This is a genomic window from Arcticibacter sp. MXS-1 (assembly GCF_041902385.1).
In the GTDB taxonomy this organism is placed as follows: domain Bacteria; phylum Bacteroidota; class Bacteroidia; order Sphingobacteriales; family Sphingobacteriaceae; genus Arcticibacter.
On the sequence record NZ_CP169244.1, the window covers coordinates 397740 to 421428 of the forward strand.

20 protein-coding genes are annotated in these 23689 nt (G+C 48.5%); 13 read left to right on the top strand and 7 right to left on the bottom strand.

Annotated features, from left to right (window positions below):
- Positions 1-8 precede the first annotated feature (8 nt).
- The 3 genes from ACES2C_RS01525 to ACES2C_RS01535 all read left to right on the top strand — a co-directional run bounded on the left by ACES2C_RS01525 (position 9) and on the right by ACES2C_RS01535 (position 5672).
- A complete protein-coding gene (locus ACES2C_RS01525) occupies positions 9-1865 on the top strand; it encodes a RagB/SusD family nutrient uptake outer membrane protein (RefSeq protein WP_374165266.1) in 1857 nt (618 codons plus the stop codon).
- A gap of 490 nt (positions 1866-2355) precedes the next feature.
- On the top strand, positions 2356-4947 hold the full coding sequence (locus ACES2C_RS01530) for a TIM-barrel domain-containing protein (protein WP_374165267.1): 2592 nt from the start codon (positions 2356-2358) through the stop codon (positions 4945-4947).
- A 314-nt stretch (positions 4948-5261) separates the two neighbouring features.
- A complete protein-coding gene (locus ACES2C_RS01535) occupies positions 5262-5672 on the top strand; it encodes a VOC family protein (protein WP_374165268.1) in 411 nt (136 codons plus the stop codon).
- 196 nt (positions 5673-5868) lie between these two features.
- Here ACES2C_RS01535 and ACES2C_RS01540 read toward each other — a convergent pair whose 3' ends face one another.
- The 3 genes from ACES2C_RS01540 to ACES2C_RS01550 form a co-directional block, all read right to left on the bottom strand.
- Positions 5869-6975, bottom strand: a complete 1107-nt coding sequence (locus tag ACES2C_RS01540; protein WP_374165269.1) for a serine hydrolase domain-containing protein — start codon at positions 6973-6975, stop codon at positions 5869-5871.
- Positions 6976-7070: 95 nt separating this feature from the next.
- Entirely contained in the window at positions 7071-8168 is a 1098-nt protein-coding gene (locus tag ACES2C_RS01545) for a helix-turn-helix domain-containing protein (protein ID WP_374165270.1), read from the bottom strand.
- A 143-nt stretch (positions 8169-8311) separates the two neighbouring features.
- Entirely contained in the window at positions 8312-8836 is a 525-nt protein-coding gene (locus ACES2C_RS01550) for a GNAT family N-acetyltransferase (protein WP_374165271.1), read from the bottom strand.
- A gap of 170 nt (positions 8837-9006) precedes the next feature.
- Between ACES2C_RS01550 and ACES2C_RS01555 the strand changes: the two genes are divergently transcribed.
- Complete coding sequence (locus ACES2C_RS01555) at positions 9007-11442, top strand: TonB-dependent siderophore receptor (RefSeq protein WP_374165272.1); 2436 nt, start codon at positions 9007-9009, stop codon at positions 11440-11442.
- 251 nt (positions 11443-11693) lie between these two features.
- Here the strand turns inward: ACES2C_RS01555 and ACES2C_RS01560 are convergent, their stop codons facing one another.
- Positions 11694-12563, bottom strand: a complete 870-nt coding sequence (locus ACES2C_RS01560; RefSeq protein WP_374166890.1) for a substrate-binding domain-containing protein — start codon at positions 12561-12563, stop codon at positions 11694-11696.
- Positions 12564-13049: 486 nt separating this feature from the next.
- Between ACES2C_RS01560 and ACES2C_RS01565 the strand changes: the two genes are divergently transcribed.
- Together ACES2C_RS01565 and ACES2C_RS01570 are read left to right on the top strand one after the other, a co-directional pair.
- Positions 13050-14138, top strand: coding sequence for a mandelate racemase/muconate lactonizing enzyme family protein (locus ACES2C_RS01565; RefSeq protein ID WP_374165273.1), 1089 nt, complete (start codon positions 13050-13052; stop codon positions 14136-14138).
- The gene (locus tag ACES2C_RS01570; protein WP_374165274.1) at positions 14132-14899 is read left to right on the top strand and encodes an SDR family NAD(P)-dependent oxidoreductase; all 768 of its coding nucleotides are present in this window, start codon (positions 14132-14134) and stop codon (positions 14897-14899) included. The genes ACES2C_RS01565 and ACES2C_RS01570 overlap by 7 nt, the downstream gene beginning before the upstream one ends.
- Positions 14900-15752: 853 nt before the next feature.
- On the opposite strand, the gene ACES2C_RS01575 is transcribed toward ACES2C_RS01570, so the two are convergent.
- Together ACES2C_RS01575 and ACES2C_RS01580 are read right to left on the bottom strand one after the other, a co-directional pair.
- The gene (locus ACES2C_RS01575; RefSeq protein ID WP_374165275.1) at positions 15753-17234 is read right to left on the bottom strand and encodes a glycoside hydrolase family 28 protein; all 1482 of its coding nucleotides are present in this window, start codon (positions 17232-17234) and stop codon (positions 15753-15755) included.
- Entirely contained in the window at positions 17235-17540 is a 306-nt protein-coding gene (locus tag ACES2C_RS01580; RefSeq protein WP_374165276.1) for a RagB/SusD family nutrient uptake outer membrane protein, read from the bottom strand. It lies immediately after the preceding gene.
- 247 nt (positions 17541-17787) lie between these two features.
- On the opposite strand from ACES2C_RS01580, the gene ACES2C_RS01585 reads away from it, so the two are divergent.
- The 4 genes from ACES2C_RS01585 to ACES2C_RS01600 all read left to right on the top strand — a co-directional run bounded on the left by ACES2C_RS01585 (position 17788) and on the right by ACES2C_RS01600 (position 21682).
- Positions 17788-19182: a glycoside hydrolase 43 family protein gene (locus ACES2C_RS01585; RefSeq protein ID WP_374165277.1), complete on the top strand. Its 1395-nt coding sequence runs from the start codon at positions 17788-17790 to the stop codon at positions 19180-19182.
- Entirely contained in the window at positions 19179-19379 is a 201-nt protein-coding gene (locus ACES2C_RS01590) for a hypothetical protein (RefSeq protein WP_374165278.1), read from the top strand. Before ACES2C_RS01585 ends, ACES2C_RS01590 begins: the two co-directional genes overlap by 4 nt.
- A gap of 258 nt (positions 19380-19637) precedes the next feature.
- Entirely contained in the window at positions 19638-20048 is a 411-nt protein-coding gene (locus ACES2C_RS01595) for a Dabb family protein (protein ID WP_374165279.1), read from the top strand.
- Positions 20049-20632: 584 nt separating this feature from the next.
- Positions 20633-21682 carry an IS110 family transposase gene (locus ACES2C_RS01600; protein ID WP_374164160.1) on the top strand — a complete coding sequence of 350 codons (1050 nt, stop codon included), beginning with the start codon at positions 20633-20635 and terminating at the stop codon, positions 21680-21682.
- 210 nt (positions 21683-21892) lie between these two features.
- Here ACES2C_RS01600 and ACES2C_RS01605 read toward each other — a convergent pair whose 3' ends face one another.
- Entirely contained in the window at positions 21893-22444 is a 552-nt protein-coding gene (locus tag ACES2C_RS01605) for a sugar O-acetyltransferase (RefSeq protein ID WP_374165280.1), read from the bottom strand.
- A gap of 159 nt (positions 22445-22603) precedes the next feature.
- On the opposite strand from ACES2C_RS01605, the gene ACES2C_RS01610 reads away from it, so the two are divergent.
- The 3 genes from ACES2C_RS01610 to ACES2C_RS01620 all read left to right on the top strand — a co-directional run bounded on the left by ACES2C_RS01610 (position 22604) and on the right by ACES2C_RS01620 (position 23689).
- Positions 22604-22831, top strand: coding sequence for a glycerophosphodiester phosphodiesterase family protein (locus ACES2C_RS01610; protein WP_374165281.1), 228 nt, complete (start codon positions 22604-22606; stop codon positions 22829-22831).
- 121 nt (positions 22832-22952) lie between these two features.
- The gene (locus ACES2C_RS01615) at positions 22953-23510 is read left to right on the top strand and encodes an ImuA family protein (RefSeq protein ID WP_374165282.1); all 558 of its coding nucleotides are present in this window, start codon (positions 22953-22955) and stop codon (positions 23508-23510) included.
- Positions 23492-23689 (top strand): hypothetical protein, encoded by a 198-nt coding sequence (locus ACES2C_RS01620; protein ID WP_374165283.1) that lies wholly within the window; start codon positions 23492-23494, stop codon positions 23687-23689. Before ACES2C_RS01615 ends, ACES2C_RS01620 begins: the two co-directional genes overlap by 19 nt.

A 23689-nucleotide genomic window follows, 5' to 3' on the forward strand; every position in this document is an offset into this window, starting at 1 on the left:
ACAAGGAAATGAAAAAGATAGCTCTAATTCTATTGTCGGTCTTTTTACTGGCAACGATATCGTGCAACAAATATCTTGATGTTGTTCCTGATGAATACGTGACCGATGAGGACGTTTTTAGCAACATCAATCTTTCAGAACAGGCTTTAGCCCGTCTTTACAATGCATTCCCTGATGAGACAGGAAGTACAATCACAGCTTATACCGACGAGAGTTACCATCACTGGAACGACAACGGGGGTGCACTTGACGCTTACAAGTTTAACCTCGGGACCTGGAGTACAGTAGACAACCCCATCGGCAACTGGAGAGGCCGGTATCAGGATATCAGGAGGGCGAACATTTTTATCGACCGCATAGAAAAAGTCCCCGTTCCTCTTGACCGGAGCGAATATTACCAGACCTGGATCCCCCGGTACAAGGCCGAAGCCAGGTTTTTGCGCGCGATGTTCTATTTCGAATTGTTCAAAAGGTATGGTGCAGTGCCGCTTCTCACTTCAGCCGCCAGTATTGACCTGAATGAGGCAGCCGGAAACAATGTGGAGCGAAACTCCACCGACGAGATCGTCAACTTTATTGTATCAGAATGCGACGACATTGCTCAGGCTTTGCCAACCTCGCAGGAAGCTTCACAAGTGGGCAGGGCGACCAAAGGAGCGGCCCTGGCGCTCAAAGCAAGGACGCTGATCTACGCAGCAAGTCCTCTGTTTAACGGCAACCCTCTTTATAAAAACATCACCAACAAGGATGGTAAGCACCTCTTTTCAGAATCATACGACAGGGAGAAATGGAAGAGAGCGGCAGATGCGGCAATGGATGTAATTAACATGGGTATGTACTCGCTCTACTCGCCTTTTCCTGACAATCCCATTCAGAACTATGCTGCCCAGTTTTATACACGCGACTACACCGAGTCGATCTTTCAGCGGATAAAGGGTAATGACACGGGACTTGACGGCAACTGGCTCCCTAACGGTCCTCCGTTCAAGGGGAACGGCCAGTTTACTCCTCTTCAGGAACTGGTAGACGCGTACGAAATGAAAAACGGCTACCCAATCAACGAACCGGGTTCTAACTACCAGAGCGCAGGCTTCTGGAGCGGGCAGCTTTGGGATGGTTTGAAATGGCAGAACGTGTCGAACATCTCCAACATGTATAAAGACCGCGACCCCAGATTCTATGCCAGCATCTTCTTCCAGTATGGCGTATGGAGGTTTGATGCCACCAGACGCCCTATGAAGTTTGCCTTCTGGGGAAATGGTAACGGCAGAACAGATGGATGGGCCAACGGAAAAGCGGGAACTAACCCCTGGGGATATAACATCAGGAAGTTCCTTTCACCCGAATATGACCGGAACGCAAATACAGGAACGGCGAAAAGGAACTGGCCTGTATTCCGGCTCGCAGAAATGTATCTGATCTATGCCGAAGCGATGAACGAATATCAGGATGCCCCTGATGCCCGGGCCTATGACTACGTAAATAGAGTGAGGGCCAGGGTAAACATGCCAGCATTGCCTATCCTCGCCGCCGACCGCACGAAGGAGGGAATGAGGAAACGTATCCAGAACGAGAACCGCATTGAATTTGCGTTTGAAGCGCATCGCTTCTGGGATGTAAGACGATGGATGATCGGTACCACAGTCGACAATCGCCCTGCCCATGTGCTCAACGCAAAACCGTCTGCTGAAGAACTCAGGGCAAGCGGAATTGCCGACATAAACAGCGAAGAAGCTGGCGTCGCCGTGTTCTATAAGCCGGTTGTGATTCAGGAACGTGTGTTTCAGGACAAGCACTACCTGATGCCCGTGCCTCAGTCGGAGATTGATAAAGATCCCGGCCTGGTTCAGAACTACGGATGGTAGATTTCAGTAAAATGAGAAATTTCTAATCCTGCTGCCGCTTCGGCGCCGCAGGATTAGAAATTCAAATAGTCGCCGCCGGGGCAGAAGATCCAGCTTCCTATTAGAACTGAGCCGGAGGGCCGGAAAGGCAGACCAAAACGTTTTACTTATTTACGGCTGGCGCAAAGAAAGCACTAAAACCATTTAGATATTCCGCCCCGCAAAAGAACACAACAAACTATCTATCAGAAGTTTAAATTTTAACATCATTGGATTTTTTGAAAAACAGCCACTTTAGAGAACTATTGAAAAGCCATATTCATACCTTTAGACCTGATACGCGGAAGAGAACTGATCGCTGCTTTAACCGCAAGTCCGATAATCACGTGAGTGCGAATTGCAATTCTGTTAAGAGAACTGATCGCTGCTTAAACCGCAGCCCGGCGAACGATAACTCTGATCGGGAACCAGCTGTCGCCGGCAAGCTATACGACACACAAAAAACCAGATAATGAACCCTTTTTCTTTTCAAAAAGCACATTTAAAAACCGTTCTACTGGGTGCTTTAACTTCGCTGCTGTTCCTGCCCTCCCTACAGGCGCAGGACATCTCTAACTTGCAGGCCGACAAAAAAGCTATTGTTCCGGCAGAAAATGCAAGGTTTACGGTCCTCACTCCCCGCCTCGTAAGGATGGAATGGGAGCCGGACAAAAATTTTGATGACCATGCTTCTTTTGTTGTGGGGAACCGGAAGCTGCCCGTACCCGACTTCAAACAGAAGCAGGAGAATGGCTGGCTGATCCTGAGCACGAGCGAACTCGAGCTTTCCTATAAGCTGGGCTCCGGAGAGTTCAACGCCCAAAACCTCAGGGTGAAATACCTAAAAGCAGATTCGGTGAACTGGGTGCCCGGCAAGAAACAGAAATACAACCTCGGCGGAACGCTCCGCACTCTTGATGGGGCCGATGGCGATTTTAGCCGTCACAGCAATCGTAAGCTGCAGCTCGAAGAGGGCGTCCTGTCCAGAGACGGCTGGTTCTTCCTCAATGATTCGTCATCGCTCCGGCTTGACAATACCGACTGGCCCTGGGTTTTCAGAAAAGAGCGGAAAGGTCAGGACTGGTACTTCATGGCTTACGGCAATGACTACAAGTCGGCGCTAATGGATTTTTCCCGGATTGCAGGAAAGGTGCCTATGATCCCAAGATATGCGTTCGGATACTGGTGGTCGCGCTACTGGAGTTATTCCGACAACGAGCTCCGGACACTGGTAGGTTATATGAAACGCATGCAGATCCCTCTGGACGTTCTTGTTGTTGACATGGACTGGCATCGCCAGGGCTGGACCGGCTGGTCATGGAACAAAAGTTTGTTCCCCGACCCGGCGGCATTTCTTGACTGGACCAATAAATCGAACCTCAAAACAACGCTTAACCTGCATCCTGCAGACGGAGTTGCCGGGCATGAAGACGATTATAATGCTTTTGCCTCTGCGTTAGGACTTGACACAACAGGCCGCAAAACTGCGCCCTTCGTCGTTTCTGACAAGAAGTATATGAGCGCGCTCTTTGATAAGATCCTGCGGCCCATGGAAAACAAAGGCGTCGACTTCTGGTGGCTCGACTGGCAGCAGTGGCCCAACGATAAAAAGATCACCAACCTGAGCAATACCTGGTGGCTTAACTATGTTTTCTATACCGAGATGCAGAAGAACAGGCCCACCAGGCCGATGCTCTACCATCGCTGGGGCGGACTGGGTAATCACCGCTACCAGATCGGTTTTTCAGGAGATACGTTCATCTCATGGAGCTCGCTCGAATACCAGCCTTACTTTACGAATACCGCTTCGAACGTTTTGTATAGCTACTGGAGTCACGATATAGGAGGACATCAGTTCCGCTCAGGAGAACGGACGATGGATCCGGAACTCTATACCCGCTGGGTGCAGTACGGTGTGTTTAGTCCTATCCTGCGGACTCACTCAACCAAAAATGGCGATATAAAGAAGGAGCTGTGGAACTATAGTCAGACCTACCTCAATGCGCAGGTCGACGCCATCAGGCTGCGGTATACGCTGGTCCCTTACATCTATACCATGTCGAGGAAGACCTATACCGACGCCATTGCACTTTGCCGCCCCATGTACTATGACTATCCGACCAATAACGAAGCGTATGCCTTCAGCAGACAGTATATGTTCGGCGATAACATGCTGATCTCCCCTATCGGGTCTGCTTCTGAAGGGGGCTATTCAAAAGTAAAAGTATGGCTGCCCGCAGGAAATGACTGGTACGAGTGGCATACCGGAACTCTTCTTAAGGGAGGCCGGGTCTATGAGCGGTCGTTCAGCATCGACCAATATCCCATCTACATAAAGGCCGGATCTGTTATTCCGATGTACAACGACCAGATTGACAACCTCGACCGGAATCCCGAAAACATGGTGGTCGGCGTCTACCCCGGAGGCTCCGGAAGTTTTGACCTCTATGAGGACAACGGGAACGATAAAGAGTTCGATAAGGAAAATGCAATAACGAGCATCAGCTCAAAGACGAAGGGCAATGAAACGATCATCGACATCTCCGGGGCTAAGGGTACTTATCAAGAAATGCCATCTAAACGGCAATACCATTTGAAGCTGTTTGGTTCAGAAATGCCGCAGCAGGTCCTGGTCAATGGAAAGGCTCTTGCCTTTAACCAGAACGCATCTGCAGAGAACTGGTCATACAACGGCAAAGATCTTAGCCTGAATATCTTCCTTCCTTCGGCCAGCATCAGAAAGTCGCAGCAGGTGCGGGTAGTTTACAACCAGCAGTCGGCGCCCGATCTTCACAGTGGTTTGGTAGAGAAATTTAAGAGATTGTCTGAAATCACATCAGAGCTTAAAAGCCTCGATAACGGAATCTACCTTCCTGAGATCCTGGGTGAAACCGAGGAAACTAACCGGATGCTTGAGTACGCTCCTCAGCGGTTTGAGGAACTGATCAGAAGGTTCAACGAGAATTACCCAAAGCTGCCAGATGTGATTAAAGGAATAAAAAGCATTGGAGAAGAAAATCAGAAAAAATTAATCAAGAAGCTTCAAGTAGATCAGGGCGCTTAAATCTCCGGTTTATTATTTGAATTGGTTCCTTAGAAAGAGGCTGTCTTTGTTCGCAAGGCAGCCTCTTTTATGGAACTCTATGTATTTTGAAATGGCCAGGAAGAACATTCAACTCACTATCAACTCCGTTTGAGAGCCCCGCTCATGAATGTTTTTCTGTTTATCTGCTCGTGTGATTGTGGCACCTCATCCTGACAACTTCAGAGAAATCAAAACATTTTTGCTAATCTCCTGAAATAGACGGAACTTACTATTCAATTTTTACATTTCATCCGTTTTTTGCATCACTTTTCTAACTACCAACACCATTGAATATGAAAAAAGTAACGGGAATCGGCGGCGTATTTTTTAAATGCGACAATCCGCAAGGCTTGAACGAATGGTACGCCAAGCACCTCGGGCTGCCCACAAGTGACTACGGCGCTAACTTTGAGTGGCGCGAGGCCGGAGATCCTTCAAAGAAAGGAACAACCGTCTGGTGCACCTTTCCGCAGGATACGGCCTATTTCAATCCCTCAGGCAAGCCATTCATGATCAATTACCGGGTAGATAACCTGGTTGCGCTGGTTGCCGAACTGAAAGAGAACGGGGTTACGATAGTTGATGAGATTGCCGAGTACGATTATGGCAAGTTCGTGCATGTGCTCGATCCGGAAGGAAACGCCATTGAACTGTGGGAACCGAGGGACAGCGGGGAGCAAACAGAGCCCGAAGGAGGTTTGTAATGCAAAATGGCCTGTGCCGGCTTAAAGAGTTCCCTCCTGCTTGCCGTACAAGTTCTCAGTTAGCTTCGCAAAGAAAAAAGAAACCGGCCGCTACCGCTTAAACTAAGTGAATCGACACCTCGGACAGCCGTCATTTTAGCTGTTGTTTACTGGCCAGCAGAACGGTTCGGTTCAGCCGTTCTGCTCGCCGGCATTTCTACCGCATAATCGTCTCCGCCAGTACGTTAGCCAATTTGGCCATCTCATCGCTGCCGTTGTTCGACAGGACAACGACAGCTGTGTTGGTTGAACGGCTGATGTAAATAAAGCTCCTGAATCCGCCTGTACCACCGTCGTGCACCAGGCATTCTTTCCCGTTGAACGGCAGAAAGAACCAGCTTAATCCCAGTTTATACTTGCCTTCGCTGAATGTGGGGATCTGAACCCGAGTTAAAATATCGCTGAGAGGAGTGGCATCGGGCTGTATTAGTTTTTGTGCATACGTCAGCAGATCGGCTGTGCAGGAATAGATGGCTCCTGCTCCTTTAAAGCCTTGCAGATTATTCCAGTAATCAACCTTTCTGCCCTTTTCGTCATAGGGCAAGGCGGGATTAAGCGCTTTGCTGAAATCAGCAGTGGTGTATTTAAGATTCAAAGGACTGGTAATATAATCGCTGAGATAGTCGGCGTAGGCTTTACCTGATAAACGCTCAACGATCAGTCCGGCAAGACCCATCCCAAGATTGGAATAGTCAAATACAGTACCGGGCTCTTTCTGCAGAGGATGCGTCTTAAGGTAATTATATACTTTGGTGCTATCGTAATGCGCATAGGGCTGAGAAGGGTTGCTGCCTGCATCCAGGTCTCCCGGAAGACGGGGCAGACTGGAGGTGTGATTGAGGAGGTGTTTTACCGTCATGTACCTGCCGTTGTACTGCAGCGGCGGAATGCTTGCAGGCAGCAGAGAGCTGACTCTGGTGTCGAGGCTAAGATGTCTGGCCTGAAACAGATGCGCAACCATAAGAGCGGTGAATGTCTTACTAACCGAACCAATCTCATAGGAGGTAAGGCTGTCGGGCAGAAGGCCTCCATCTCTTGCCTTTTCTCCGTAATTGTAAAACTGGCGCCGGCCATTTTGAAGTATCCCGATGCTGAATCCTATGATCTCTTTCCGTTGGGCAAAGGGACGTGCTGCTTCATCTACCGTCTTATCAGTTGCGGTAACCAGGGGATTGTCGGTCTTTACTTCCTTAAGCGGCCCCTTCTTGCAGCCGCATGTGTTTGTAACAAGTGCAAGGGCGATGAGTACGATCTTTTTATTCATAACATTGTTTTTTGCTGCAATGTTATGGTCTGAGGAAGGGCTTGTCGTCTTGAATTACGTTTCAAGACCTGCATTTTCGGCCGTTTCCTGCGTTTTTAGGCCCGACTTGTACTGGGAGGGGTTAGTCCGGTCTTCTTTTTAAAGAAACTGTTGAATGCTGCTTTCGAATTAAAACCACAATCAAAAGCAATAGCGAGTAAGGTGAAATGCTGATTGTCGGGGTTCTCAACCTGCCTCTTGAACTCCTCTACCCGGTAGCTGTTTACAAAGTCAAAAAAATTCTGCCCCCCGATGCTGTTGATCACGGAGGAGAGTTGATTGACACCTATCCCGGTGAGGTCTGACAGATCCTGGATGCCGAGCTCCTTCTGCAGATAGGGTTTGTTTTGCTCCATGTAGCCGCGCACCTGCTCGTAAAGTTCCCTTGCTTCTGCGTCGGAAAGATTTTTGGCCTGCGGTTTTCTGGCGGAAGGACGGTCATCTTCCGCTTCGACCTTCTGCATGGGCGGGGGCAGGGGGCGCTGCATAAGGGCCAGGTAACCGAAGGCATAGACGAACAAGGTAAAAAACAGATCGTCTGTATTGGTCAATTTACCGGGGAAGAACACCTTGCCTATTCCCCATACCATCCACATCACGAGCAGGATGAAAAGCAGAAAAAAAGGCGTTTTCAAGGTAAGGCCTTCGGTGAAGGAAAAACGATCTTTCAGTTTGGTGTTATGCTTGATAATTTCCCGCAGCGACAGGCATACGTAAACGGAACATTGCAAGATCATGGCGTAGGTGAACAGGTTGTCGTCACCCACGCTTAAGTCTTCCAGGATCTGCGCTTTTTTAAGAGTTGCATCCTGAAAGTAGAAAGTAAAAGCAAGCAGCATGGTGAGCAAAAGCCAGGGCAGAAAGTGCAATAAGATCTGAGGCTTAAACCTAAGCTGGCCATGAGTGATGTGCTTAATATACAGAAAGAACAAAGGGCCCAGCGCAAAGACCAGCGGTGAAAAAACGGCATAGAGGTGAGGCAGGACAAATATATGCCTGCTTGCGATGAGGTAGTCCTCGAAATTGACCAGGGACAGCGAGCCGATAAAGAGAGCCAGCAGCTTGTTGGCTGTTTTACTTGCCGTCTTCCTGTTCCAGAGTACCAGGCTGATGATGAGGCCTTGTATTACACCGAGTTGTATCAGAATTGCCATTTTAACGGGTCTCATTGCAAATCTAATTACCCGGTACGGATAAAAAAAGCGCAGCGATCAGAACCGCTGCAGCAACGTCGGCATGACATGGTTTGCTGCAGCCGGACGACCTCTGTTCTGATGCCCCGGCTGCAAGCGCTGTCTTAATTGTAACTCCCTTCAAGATCGATCTCAAATAAGCAGCAGTTGGGCTTGTCCTGATAATGCCGGGGAAGGGTCGCTGTGTTTGTTAGCAGGCTGATGCCCAGAAAGTCGAAACCAGACGAAGTATAGTGCTTTATCAATCTGGTGTTATTTCCAAGTGTGTCGAGCCTGATGAATCTTCGGCCCAAAGTTCTCGCATAGGCTTTAGCCCAGTCAACGAGATGGTCGATATAACGGTTGCCTCTGAAATCGGGCGCTGTACAGATTCTGTGGATAAAGATAGAGTCGTCCTTGTCTTTCTCCTCCCATATCTCTTTGTCGTTAAACGTGATGGTCCAGTTACAGCATATTTTCTGTCCCTCTACCAGCTTCCACTGCCTGCCTTCTGCAATTTCATTCAGTATAAAAACCTCACTGAAAGATGGCCATACAACCATTTTCCGGATTTTTTGTAAGTCCCTGGCTGCCTCATAAAGATCCAGAATCTCAGGTAAATCGTTTACAGAACATTTTTCAATACGCATAAATCGTCATTTTTTTCCTGACAAAATTGCGCAGATGAGCAGACTGATGAAACCCGATTCTTGCTGCATTTCAAAGAAGACATCATGGTACGTAGAATAATTCTAAATAAGTTTTGATTTCTGACAAAAGAGAACTTTCTTTGCCCTTGTTTTTATTCAATCTAAATAAGATGCAAAGATCGTTACTATTCTTGTTATCCCTTATCTACCCTTTTATTATTCTGGCAGGCCAGCCCTCTGGGGGCGTAAAAGGCACGGTGAAAACCAGCGATGGGAAGCCGGCAGTGGCCATCTCCATCAGAATTAAGGGGACTGGCATGGGGACGCAGACTGATGAAAACGGAAGCTTTGCCATTCTGCATATTTCAAGCGGCTCCTATGTACTGGTGACTTCGGGCGTAGGTTTGCAGTCGCAGGAAAAGAAGTTTACTATTAAAGACGATGAAGTAGTGACCCTGAATCTGACGATGCGGGAAAATGCTGCTGAATTGCAGGAGATAACGGTTACGGGCGCGCGGACGAATAAATTCGCAAAAACAGAGAGCGAGTTTGTGTCTAAGATGCCCCTGAAGAACCTGGAGAACCCTCAGGTATACTCGGTGGTAACGAAAGACCTGCTGACCGAGCAGCTGGTGTTCTCTGTGGACGATGCGATCAGAAATGCGCCGGGTATCAGTAAAATGTGGGAAGCAACGGGCCGCTCAGGCGATGGCGGAGCTTATTATAATTCAAGAGGCTTTACCATACAGAGCAATTTGCGTAACGGCATTGCCGGAGGTGTTTCAAGTGCGATCGATGCGGCTAATCTGGAAAGGCTGGAAGTGATTAAAGGTCCCTCTGCTACTCTTTTTGGGAGCGCGCTCGGTTCGTATGGCGGTTTTATCAACCGGGTTACCAAAAAGCCGCTTGACACCACCGCAGTAGAAATTGGCATTGCGGGCGGCTCATACGACTTCTATCGCGGGAGTGTCGACATTAATACTCCTCTTGCACCCTCTAAAACGCTCCTATTCCGCGTCAATGCGGCATACAATCACGAAGGAAGCTTCCAGAATGTGGGATTTTCAAGAAACGTTGCTATTACACCCAGCTTGCAGTACAAGCCGAATGACCGGCTGACAGTGAACCTCGATGCGGAGTTTATTTCAGGCAAAAACATTGGCAAGCAGATCATTTTCTTTAACACGCCGACTTCTGTGCTTGGTGTCACGCGTGCCGACCAGGTGAATCTTGATTACAAGCAGAGTTACATAGGCGACGACCTGTTCCAGAAATCGCGAAGCTCTAACCTCTTTGGTCAGGTAAATTACAAGTTGTCAGAAAAGTTCACATCGTCGACCAACATCACGGCAAGTCATAGCTATTCTGACGGCTTTGGTCCTTATTTCTATCTGGCACCGGACTCTTCAATTACTAAAAACCCCGCTGATGCAGGCAAATCGAATTATTTGCTTAGAAACGACCAGTCGACAAGAGACAGCAAACGCGATATTTTCGAAATTCAGCAGAACTTCATTGGCGATTTCCGGATCGGCTCTCTAAGGAACCGTTTGGTTGTAGGCCTTGACTTCCTGCGTATCAATTCAGACCAGCACTTTGTTTGGGGCTATCTTGATGCAGTTCCCATGAATTCTCCCGGCTTCAACTATGGCAGCTTCAATGCTCAGAATATGTCGGCAGTTTATGCGCGTGGAGGGGGAGGCGTCTACCCTTCTGTTGAGAAAAGCAATACCTATAGCGCCTTTGCATCAGACGTGCTTAATCTGAGCGACCGCCTGAGTATTCTTGCAGCCCTTCGCCTCGATCATTTTGACAATAAAGGAGGGACTGTAGGCGTACCGGTTAAATCGTACAGCCAAACGGCTTTATCGCCCAAGTTCGGAGCCGTATACCAGCTGGTAAAGGATCAGGTCTCGCTTTTTGCGAATTACCAGAATGCCTTTAAGAATCAGAATACGTATGCGGCTTATAATCCGGCTGATCCGTCAACGCCTATCGTCACAAGCGCCAAGCCTGAACAGGCTGATCAGTTTGAAGGAGGTGTGAAGGTGGATGCTCTGGGCGGAAGATTGACCACCACTCTGAGCTACTACGACATCAAAGTGAAAAACATGCTCAGGACAGACCTCAGAGCACCTCTGACGAGCGTTCAGGATGGCACTCAGCTGAGCCGAGGCCTGGAGTTTGAAATGATTGGCAACCCGGTGATGGGACTTAACGTGATTGCAGGTTTCAGCTATAACGACTCTAAATACGACAAAGCCGATGCAGATGTGAACGGTCTCCGTCCTACAACAGCTGGATCTCCTTACCTTGCGAACCTCTGGCTGAGCTACCGGATTCCGGGAAGTCAGCTGAAAGGTCTGGGCTTTGGCTTCGGCGGCAACTACGCCAGCGATAACAAAATTTTGAACAGCGTATCAATGGGGACTTTTACACTCCCGGCATACACGGTACTGAACGCGACGGTCTTCTATGACCGCCCGGCCTACCGTATTGGACTAAAGGCTGATAACATCACAAATGAGCACTACTGGATCGGGTATTCGACCATGAATCCGCAGAAACTTAGGAGCTTCTCAGCGAGTTTGGCTTATAAGTTCTAAGAAATGTTGTCCATCTAAAAAGGGGCTGAATCACACGTGATTTCGGCCCCTTCTTTTATTTTTCGGGCATTACATTCTCAATTTCCTTTTATGGATACAACCGGCATCTCTGCCGAAATCATTTGGTTTAAATAAGCTGACCTGGCAGTTTTTAAGGACTTGAGAAAATCTGTCACCTGATCTCCGTAACTTCTTTTGGAAAAAGCGTAGATGAAATGCGCGAAGGAGACGAGCCTTAAATTCAGGAAAGCTCAGTCGCGATGAGAACGGTGAACTGACGTTTGGCTGCCTGGCTGAAAGTGCTCTGAAAATTTCTTCTTCCACTCAATGGGACTTTGCCCCTCGAGATTGGAGAACCAGCGGCTTATGTGACTATCATCGGGAAATCCCAAAGCAAAAGCGATTTCCTTGATACTCTTATTGTCTAAGAGCAACTGCTTAAAGCGACTCAGTCTGCGAAGCTGAATCTCCTCATGAATACTATGGCCTGTGGCGACTTTGAACCTATTGTTAAGTGCTTTTATCGACAGGGCCCCCTGAGCAGCTACTTCTGCGACGCCGAGCTGCTTGCCCAGGTTTGCTGTGATATAGCTTATCGCTCTTGTGACCTCTTCATCCTCTACTGCCACCGTATCGGTAGACGCCCGTTCTATAACTTCAGCTGCTTCCGTCAGGATCACTTTCTCCCCGGGTTGCTTTCCGTTCATCAGGTCGCTAAGCATGGTGCAAATGGTGTTGGCGGTCTGATAGTGGTTCCGTGAGATACTTGAAAGATTAGGATACGTGATGTTGCAGATGAGCTCGTCGTTATCAATTCCAAGGACTGCGATCTCATGCGGCACCTTTATTCCTGCCATTGAGCAGGCATTGATCAGTATCTGCCCGAAATCGTCATTACAACATAAGATCCCTGTTGGACGGGGAAGGCCCTTTAGCCAGGAAATCAGCTCCCCGAAATTATGTGAAAGCACATCGCGCTCGTTGCCTTTGAGGAGATAGGAGTAGAATGCTGCGCCCCACTGCCCTGCCCTCTTTTCAAAACTGGCAAGGCGCGCAACCGACCATTCAAGTTTCTCGATCCCAAAGAAGGCGAGATTGCGGAATCCTTTTTTCTGAAATATGCCGCGGCGAGCTCCCCATCCGTATCATAATTGCCTTTCACATAAGGGATATCCGGAAAATGATTCACTGAAGTAACCTGAATAATGGGGATGCCGAGACGGCTCATTTCCGCTATATTATCGCCGAACTCCACAATGCAGCCATCGGGCTTTACTGCCTTAATAATGCTTAAATTGTTTTTCGCCTGCCGGGTTTTCAGGAAATAGGCCGGTTCGAAGATGATATCCCAATGGCTCACCCGGTTGTTGTAAGCATAGATACCCCTCAGGATGTCCCGACTATATCCTCTTCCAGACTCAAGATGTACAAAAACCTTCTTTCTCACCGCGGGCAATATATGGCGGTAAAATAGCCAAAAAAGGCTAAAGAAGCGAAGCCCGCCGCTTTAATTTTGGCAAGCTGCCGAAGGAGGTGCAAAAGCCCTGCTGAGAAGGTCTTTATCACTGTCGGGCGGTTTTACCACTTGAAACTAAATTAAAAAGACGATGAGTTCTTCTGTTAACATTCGTGATTATAAGCTATATAAAGCGGTCGCAACGCTTAAGAAGCCGATAGCCGATGCGACGCACACCCTTCATGAGATATCCTTTCTTGTTCTGCGGCTAAGGCTGGAGAACGGCGTAGTGGGCGAGTCGTACCTCCTGTCGTTCCAGTATTCTCCAAATGCTATTCAGGGCGCCTTTAAAGATCTCCTGCCTTTGGTGAAGGGGTATTCGGTGAGTGATACCGGCAAGGTTTTCCAAAAGATGGACGAAGTATCGGAATACTTCGGGAATTCGGGTATCAATCGATGGGTACAGGCGGCCGTAAATGTGGCCATGTGGGATGCATGGGGCAAGTGTTTGGGCCAGCCTATTGCTAAACTCCTGGGCACCAGTCGCGACAAGTGCGCTATTTATGGCAGCGGCGGCTGGATTTCGTACACACCCGATGAACTGGTGGAAGAGGTATCTAACTATGTAAGTCGCGGCTTCTCAGCAGTAAAGATTAAAGTAGGATCTCCTGACTGGCGCAGGGACCTGGAACGACTGAAGATAGTTCGTGATGCGGTTGGGAACAAGGTGAACATCATGATGGATGCCAACCAGGGCATGAACCTGCCTGCGGCTATACAACTTGCAAGAGCAGCAAGGGATCTCGACATCTTCTGGTTTGAAGAACCTGTTCATCATCAGGACTTCGACAGTTATCAGGCACTAAAACAGCAAACAGGGATATCGCTTGCAATGGGAGAGCGGGAATACGATACGCTTCCCCTTTCTCAGCTATTGCAACGGAAGGCAATCGATATCTGGCAGCCCGACCTTCTGAGGATCGGCGGAGTGGAAGCATGGCGTGAGAGTGCGGCTCTGGCTCACAGCTATCATGTGCCAGTTTTGCCTCACTATTACAAGGACTATGACGTTCCTCTTGTCTGCTCTGCACCTAACGGCATAGGAGTTGAATCGTTCGACTGGATAGATCCGCTGATCGACAACCCGATGGTGATAAAAGACGGATTTGCTTATCCGCATGAGCAACCAGGATGGGGCTTCAACTTTATTGATGATCACTTAACAGAAATCGTATGGTAACGGCTGCTGAAGCGTTCTCCCTGAAGGGGAAAGTTGCACTTGTAACAGGAGGCGGTACCGGCATCGGACTTGGCATCAGCAAAGCCTTGATAGCAGCAGGTGCCAGGGTATTGATCACCGGAAGAAGGGAAGAGGTATTAAAACAAGCCATAGCAGAGTTAGGGGAACAGGCGCAGTACAGAGTTTTCGACGTAACAAACACAGCCGAAATTCCCGCTTTTGTGGCTTCCCTAAACTCAGAATACGAGAAGATTGACATTCTGGTCAACAATGCCGGCATTCATCTCAAAAAGACAGCACTGGAAACAAGCGACGACGAGTTTGCGCGGATTATGCAAACCAATCTGCTTTCAGTCTTCTCTTTATCAAGGGAATGCGCCAGACATATGACCGCCGGCCAAAGCGGGTCGATCATCTTCATAGGCTCAATGGCTGGCATCTTTGGAATTGACCGGGTGTCAGCCTACGGAACCTCAAAGGCGGCGCTTACCGGACTGATGAATAATCTGGTGGCCGAGTTTTCAAAGGACAAAGTAAGGGTAAACACCGTTGCACCAGGATGGATCGAGTCGCCTATGTTTCTGAATGCTGTGAACGCAGATCCGGCGAGGAAAGAGAAAATAGTGAACAGAATAGCAATGCCTGGATTCGGGACACCGGAAGACATAGGAAACGCGGTGGTATTCTTATCCTCACCAGCGGCGAGATACATCACAGGGGTGGTGCTGCCCGTGGATGGAGGCGCTGCTATAAATTTCTAAGGCACCTCCTTGGTTCGGAAGAAACATTCAGAAAGTCGCGCACCTGAATGCTGAAGAAAGTTATCTGAACGTTTTTATGGGCGTTGAAGAAAAAGGAAGTTCCTGAGGAAATATTCATGATCTGAGCTTTCAAACGGGGCGAAAGCTGAAGCTCAGGGTTTGCTCCTAAAGTCAAAGGCTTGATTAAAGGCTTCCAATCAAATGAAAGCCGGAGATTACTTGGTTCGCTCCTAAAGTTAAAGTCTTCATTAGAAACTTCCGAATCAAACGAAAGCGGGAGCTTACTTGGTTGACGCCTCCAGAAAAGCGAGACTTAAACATTGAGTTCAGGAAAAAAAGAGGCTGTATCATAATTGATTTCAGCCTCTTTTTCGTTAACAGCCGTTTAGTTAATTCACTCATTACTTATCCTTAGCGATCAACAAGAATAATATACCTTTTAAATCGCTTTTCTCCTAAAGGCGGCTTTTAAGTCAGCCTTTTACAAATCTTGATGAGTGCAAAACTTGGGACGTACATCCCTATTCCATAATTTGGTTCAAAGAACAAAAGAGCGTCACTAAAATGCCAAGGGGCTATCAGCCCCCTCTCTAATCAGCAGGATCATGGATTCGCATTCCCTGATCCTGCTGATTGTTCTGATACTTAGCATCACGATCCCTTTCTGTCAAATTAACGCTAACAGCAGAGGCTTAAATTAAAACGCCTTCCAAACCCGGTTATTCGAAATGGAAGAATAACCATTGATACCACTGCGGCACGATCCGAGGTTTTTGGAGAGCTTGCGAAGAAGAGTAGGCCCCAAGGGTTAGAGCAGCGGTAGTATCAATCATTTCCGCCAGCCTCTTTCTCCTTAATCCCGTCGTTTTAATCCTGGTTCTGTCCTGGCCTGTTTCACATCAATCAGTTGCACTTCAGGAACGGCTCCGCTGAGCGTACGCATCCGTTCAATGCTTAGGTTCAAAACATCTACCGCAATAACAGCCGTACGCTCATCCGGCTTTTCCGATGCAAGTACAATATCCGAAAGAGCAATATCCTTCACATGCCGGATAAAGAAGGCAGAAGAGGGCAGCGCTTTCCAGACTGTTGGCTCGGGATACCCTTTCTCGTCCTCAGAAACAAGATCGTGACGGGCGATGTACTCTCCGGACTTCAGTCCTCCGGCATTTCGGAAGGTAACATGGTCGACAGATACGTTCTCGATCAAAGCACCAGGCACCCCCGTAATGGAAGAACAATAGTTGCCCGTATTATAAGCCGTTATATTGCTGATGCGCACGTTCCTCATCGTGCCGGAGGGAGGTGTAGGAATTCCTTCCATGTACTTCCTGGCACGATTTCCCAGACGCACGTAGATGGGGCACTCCGTTCCCTCTATTACAATGTTGTTCACGTTGACGCCATCCATAATACCGCCATCAACAATCTCTAGTGAGAGGGCTGTAATGCCGATGTTCGTCCTGCCGAAGATGGGCGGCTCCTTGCTTTTTGTTGGCTTGACCACGCAGTTGCTGATCGTAATGTTTTTGAAGCCGCCTGTAGATTCAGTGCCGCACTTAATCGCATTGGTGTAGCTGCTGGTAATGCAGTTGGTGATCACCACGTCAGAGCATCCCGCACTTCCTGTACTTTTCAGCACGATGGCATCGTCGTCCGAGTCGATAATGCTGTTGGATAACACGAAACGGCGGCATCCGTCAATATCAATACCGTCATTGTTCCGGTTGGCGTGATTGTAGACGTTGATGCGGTCAACAATGACATCTTCGCAATTCAGATAGTGCTGGTTCCAGATCCCGGCATTACGCATGCTGACATCCTTTACCGAAACATTCTGGCAGGAGATGAAAAGAACGTTCCGCGGCCTTCCGTCAAGATCTCCCTGAGGAAGTCCTGGCCTTGGGCTCTGAGAGGCACCGCGTCCGTCGAGAGTACCGGCGCCGCTGATCGCGATATTCTTTGCATTTACGGCGTAGATGAACGCATACCAGCCTCCCGGGTCCTTCTGAGAGCGGTATTCTGGCCGCTGCTGAGCGGGGAAGTCGGCATGACGCGTGCTTGCATACAGCACCGCCCCTCTTTGCAGATGGAGTTCAACATTGTCTTTCAGGACGATGGTGCCGCTCTTGAAATTTCCAGCGGGGATAACCACGCGGCCTCCTCCATTGCGATAACAGGCATCCACTGCCTTATTGATTGCGGCAGTACTCAGCTTTGTGGTGTCGGCTACAGCACCAAAGGCGGTGACATTAAAGTCCTGTGCGAACAAGCGTGTTCCGGCTGTAAGATACAGGGCGCATGCGAATAACGCTTTTAAAAATGATCTCTTCATTTAAGGAATATGGGTTAGTGCTGCTAATTTAATAACCTTTATTCTGTGTAATAGCAGAATTTTGCTGTCTGACAATCTCAGGTATGGGAGGAGCAGCTTCTCAGCCGTAACAGGCTTCCCTTTTGCGCCCAGCACAGGAACTGCGCGATTCGTTCGGCGCAGGTCAAAGCCTCTCTGAAACTCAATGGCCAGCTCTACTCTCCGCTCGTGCTCAATGGCCAGATCAAGGCTGGGATACTGGGCAGAGGGATAAGCGGCTGAGCCGTATAGCGGCACTCCTGCGCGCTCGCGCACTTTATTGAGCATAAAGGGATCAGTTTGTTAAGCGAATATAACTCAGATTCCTTGCTTGTTAACAACATTTTACTTGCGCGATCAGTTTTTTGTTGCTTAATTGTAATTCGAATCATAGGGAGTGCCGCAATCACAATTATACTATTCGTTAGACTTTTTTCAGGCGACTGGAAAACAGGCATTGCTGTCTCTTCAATATAATGCAGCTTGCTAACCTGTTCTTCCCCGCCGTTTGTAAAACATTTAGAATTTCAAAGAGATGTATAAGTACATTATCGCGATGATATTATGCGGCATTTGCCTTACTGCAAAAAGCCAGATCTGGACGCCCGACAAGGCCGACGGCACCTATAAAAATCCCATCATTCATGCCGACTATTCCGATCCGGATGTAATCCGGGTAGGCGACGACTATTACATGGTCGCCTCCAGCTTCAATTGCCAGCCCGGGATTCCGGTTCTTCATTCTAAGGATCTGGTGAACTGGACGATTATCAACCATGTGTACGACCGCCTCCCCTTGCAGCGGTACGAGAGGGTTCAGCCTGGACAAGGCTCATGGGCGCCATCCATCCGTTATCACGGGGGACTCTTTTATGTGTATTTCTGTACCCCTGAAGACGGGCTGTTTATGGCAACAGCAAAGCACCCTTCAGGCAAATGGACGCTGCGACTGGTGCAGAAGGTGACTAACTGGGAAGACCCCTGTCCGTTCTGGGACGATGACGGGCAGGCCTATCTGCTCCGCGGAGCTGTAGGTGCCGGCCCTGCCATTCTGCATAAGATGACGCCCGACGGAACGAGGCTTCTTGACAACGGCAAGATCATTTACCGCGATGACCGCAAACAGCCCGTGCTGGAAGGATTTAAATTTATGGACAAGCGCGACGGCTACTATTACTTTAGTGCGCCGGCCGGAGGCGTACAAACAGGATGGCAGTCGGTGTTCCGCTCCCGTAACATCTACGGCCCCTACGAAGATAAGATCATCCTGCACCAGGGAAACAGTACGGTGAACGGCCCCCATCAGGGAGGGATTGTAGAGACGCAAACGGGCGAATGGTGGTTCGTACATTTCCAGGATAAGAGATTTTACGGGCGCATCGTACACCTGCAGCCCGTTCAATGGAAAAATGGATGGCCAGTGGCTGGTATTGACCAGGATGGAGACGGTACTGGCGAGCCGGTGCTCAGCTTCAAGAAGCCCAACGTGGGCCGTGCTAACTTTCCTGTTACCGTACCTCAGACAGACGATGACTTCAGCACCGGGAAGCTGGGCTTGCAATGGCAGTGGCAGGGAGCCCCCCAGAAGGACTGGTATCAACTCAGCAAAGAAAGAAAAGGCATCCGTCTGATGGCCATATCCAACCCTACCGACAGTGGCAGCCTCTTCTATACGCCCAATCTGCTGCTGCAAAAGATTCCGGCACCGGCGTTCACTGTTACCACAGCGGTTAACTTCCACCCCCAACAGGACGGAGACCGCGCTGGCCTGAGTGTTGCGGGCAACTACTTCACCTTCCTCTGTCTGGAAAAGGAAGCCAGCGGCAACTCTCTGGTCCTGTATGAGGGTAAAAGGGAGAACAGAAAGTTTCTGATGCCCAAAAAGCTTCTGAGCTCCCCGCCTCCGCCGGAAAGGTGTGGTTACGGGTGAGCATTACAGAAGATGGCACCTGCCGCTATTCGTACAGCCTGAACGGTTCTGACTTTAAAGACTATGGCGATGCTTACTCCGTGCAGCAGGGCACCTGGATCGGAGCAAAGTTAGGATTGATCTGCTTGTCACCCTCGCTGATGGAGTCAAAGGGGTATGCCGACTTTGAATTTTTCAGATTTGGAAGCCAGCGGTAAAAAGTCGCTTTTATAAGCATCAGATTGCGTTATTAAGATCGCAAATTGATTTTTTAAAGTCTACTGAACATCACTTCGCGGGGCTTGAACAACATAAAGTACAGGCAGCGCAATAGCAGTGTACAAGTCTTCCCCGTGAACTTAGTGTTTGAACAGGACATAAAGTACAGGCAACACTTTTATTGCTGACAGTCCAGCTCATGAATATTTTACTTTCTTCCTGTAAATTAGTATTTTGAACCACCATTCGTCAACCCAATGAGAAAAACTAACAGAAGGAGGTTCCTAACCTCTGCAGCAACCATTGTAGCCGGAACGACAGCAGCATCAGCCGTCCCCTTCAGCAGCATCAGGGTCAAGAACCCGGTAGCCCATCATGTATTCTTCTGGCTGAAGAACCCCTCCTCAGAGGAGGACCGCAACCGGCTTATAGCAGGACTAAAGACACTGGCCAAAATCCCCACTGTAAAAGAGTTGCGGGTGGGCGTGATTGCCAGCACTGAGAAACGCGAGGTGGTAGATACGACCTGGTCGGTTTCAGAACTAATGTTCTTCGAGGACCTGCAAGGTCAGGCTACTTATCAAAGCCACCCTATCCATCAGGAATTTATTAAAAACTGCAGTCACCTCTGGGAGAAGGTAGTGGTCTACGACTCCCTTGATGTATAACCGACAGGCGGTTAGCAGTTGGCTTTTTGAAGTTGCGTGAACAGCAAGCACATTTAGCCTCGTTTTTGCTAAACTTATGGCTATTCCCCCAGCATACGAAAGCGCATTGCTACTTCTCGGATACGGATATCAGCAGCTGGTTCTCTGATCGCGAAGGAGAGGCCATTGAAAGCTGAGAAGGGAAAACCGATTGCTGCTTCTCTGACGCCAACTACCAGGACCTATTTTCCTGAAAGCCGATTGCCGAAAGCCGATTGCTACTTCTTAGCCCTCCTACCAGGAGCTATTTCTCTGATTGCCGATTGCCGATTGCTCCTATGTTTGCAGGGTAAAGAAAAGTGCAGATATTGAGGAGATAAAAGAGATAAGATACCGATAAATTTGAAGAAAAAAGTGAAAAAGGGTGAGAGCACACTGATCGCTAAGCAACCTCAAGGTATGCAGACTTTCAGATCTCAGCCTCATCCTTTTTACTCTCTTAGAGTTTGAACAGAATGTAAGGAATACCGATAGGGGTATATCCAGGATATCCAACCAGGAGAAAAAACGGAGAGAGACTTTCACTTTGAAAAAAGAGAATTGGTATGAAAATCGTAGTAAAGCAAGTCGTGGGCATTGATGTAGCCCAAAAAGAATTAGTTGTATCACTAGGAAAAATGGACCAGCAATGGACTCCCCAGCTTTCCGGACATAAAACTTTCACCAATAACAGCAAAGGATTTAATGACCTGCGTGAATGGGTAAAGAAGTATACCGATGAACAAGTAGAGGTACGTTACGTGATGGAATCTACAGGAGTGTATCATGAAGCACTAGCCTACTATCTTGTCGGGCAAGAATGTGCAGTAAGTATCATCCTTCCCAATAAGATCAGTAATTACTTCAGAACCTTGCAGGTAAGGACTATTACAGACAAAAGTGCCAGTGAAGCGATCTGCCTGTTTGGTTTAGAACGCAAGCTGGAAAACTGGAAGCGCCCATCTCCTCTCTATAAACGGCTCAGGCAGCTTACCCGAGAGAGGGATCAGCTGCAGCAGGAGTTAACCCAACTACAAAATCAGAAGCATGCTGAAATGGCTGAAGCAGAGCCTAATCAAGGTACTCTTAGCAGGCTTGAGATACGGCTGAAGTTGTTAAAGGATCAGGCAACAGAGATCTGGACCGAAATCAGTGAAATGCTGCTTGAAAATCAAAAAGTAAGCGCAGCAGTCAAACTTCTCACTAGCATTCCAGGTGTAGGCCCTCTAACGGCAGTGACCGTACTGGCAGAAACTAACGGCTTTGATCTTATCCGTAATCAAAGACAACTGACCGCCTACGCTGGCCTAGACGTAAAAGAGAAACAATCCGGCACTTCAGTAAAGGGAAAGGCTCAAATATCTAAAAGAGGGAACAGGCATCTTAGGAAAGCAATGCATTTTCCTGCCCTTACTGCTATCAGGCATGATCCCCACTTTAAGGCGGTCTACCTCAGGATTATAGAGAAACAAAGTATTAAGATGAAAGCTGCGGTAGCTGTGCAAAGAAAACTGCTGGCCTTGATGTTCACTCTTTACCGGAATGGCAACCTCTACGATAAAGACTATTTACAAAAAGTACCGGTACTAAAGAATGTAGAACGACAAACAGCTTAAAATAGTTAGAGTAGCAATCAAAGATCGCTACTCTAAACAGGCTGGCTCAAGGCCGCCTTGGTTATACAAAAATAGTAATAATTATTTTTCCTTTATTTGGTTCTTAACACAGAATCTGAAAGCCGATCATCGATCGCTGCTTCCCGAAAGCAGTAACCGCCCAACAGCCAACAGCCAACAGCCAACAGCCAACAGCCAACAGCCAACAGCCTAAAGCTCCCTGATCACGCGGCAGGGATTGCCTGCAGCAAATACATTTTCCGGAATGTCCTTTGTAACGATGCTTCCCGCGCCGATCGTTGTATTACGGCCAATGGTTACGCCCGGACAAATAATAGCTCCCCCTCCTATCCATACATTGTCCCCAATAGTAATTGGAGAGGCAAGCTCAGGGCCCTTGATCCGCTCTTCTGCAATGAGCGGATGGTATGCGGTATAGATCTGTACAAGCGGTCCGCACTGCACATTATTGCCAATGGTCACCTTTGCACAGTCGAGTATCACGCCATTGAAGTTCATAAAGAAGTTCTCGCCGGCTTCTATATTCGAGCCGTAATCGCAAAAGAACGGAGGTTGAATATCGATGGTGCTGCACTTGCCCAGGAGCTGCCTCAGCACAAGCGTTTTTTCTTCTGCGCTGCCAGCCATCAGGCGATTATACTGCTCAAGCAAGCTTCTTGCCCGGGTACGCATCGTCACCAGCTCCTCGTCCCAGGCTTCGTAGAGCTCACCATCCAGCATTTTCTGAAGTTCGGTTTTCATCTCCTGTTTCTGTTTGCTAACTAACCGCCTTTTCCTGAGAGCATGAATAATGCGGGCCCGCAATAGTGCGGGCACCGGAAAGAGCAGCGCTTGCTATAACAAGCAGCATGTACGTTCTGTTTTATCGCGCATCCTGCACAAACTCCCCGTCAGCCAGCCTTGCCGAAAAACATCAGAAACCCGGGCTCCAACCCCCAATATATCAACCCCTACTATACGCTTGTAAACGAATATTTTATTAAAGCCGCTCACGAAGCAAAAGTGGAGGTCGTACCCTGGACAGTAAATGATGAGCAGACTATGAAAAAGATGGCGGACCTGTTTTTTCTAAATACTTGCTATACTAAAATATTTAGCTTTAACTTTGTAAAACAAAAACAACACTGAAACAAAACACTACAATATTTAGTAAAAGAAATACACGATAAGACCCCGGAAGGTCACGACATCTCTGTTCCGCTGCTACATGCAGCGATGGGGAAGTGTAAACGATAACATAAGTCATTAAATGATGGAGAAAGCAAAAGCAGCAATAATCAACCGCCTGCAAAAGGACATTTTACGCTGGCAGGGCTTCAATCCGGCAACAGCCGACAACCATCGCAGAATAGGTCTGGGTCCTATTGAGCAGGCTTTCCCCAATGGAATTTTTCCCACAGGTACCATCCATGAAATGCTCTGCCCCACAGCAGAAGGATCAGCAGCCACATGCGGGTTTCTGGCCGGTCTGTTAACGTCTCTATCAGCCAAAGAAGGTGTTTGCCTATGGATCAGCACCCGCAGAAAGCTATTCCCTCCCTCCCTTAATGCTTTTAATGCGGAAGCAGATCGCCTGATCTTCATTGACCTGGCGCGCGAAAGGGATGTCCTCTGGGCTGCGGAAGAAGCACTCAAGTGCGAGGGGCTCGCGGCCGTCATTGCAGAGGTAGACGCAATCACATTTGCGCAATCGCGGAGGCTGCAGCTGGCAGTGGAATCAAGCAAAGTAACGGGATTCATCTTACGGAACAACCTCAAAAAACTAAGCAGCACGATCTGTGTAGCCAGGTGGCAGATCACCCCCTAACCAGTTATACCGAAGATAAGCTTCCTGGGGTCGGCTTTCCGCGCTGGCAGGTAGAATTGCTCCGGGTACGGAACGGAAATCCTGGCATCTGGAAGCTGGAATGGAATAACCAGGGCTTTAGTGTAATAGAAGAATCTGTGGCTCTGCCTGAAGTGATCCATCATTTAAATGCAGGATAA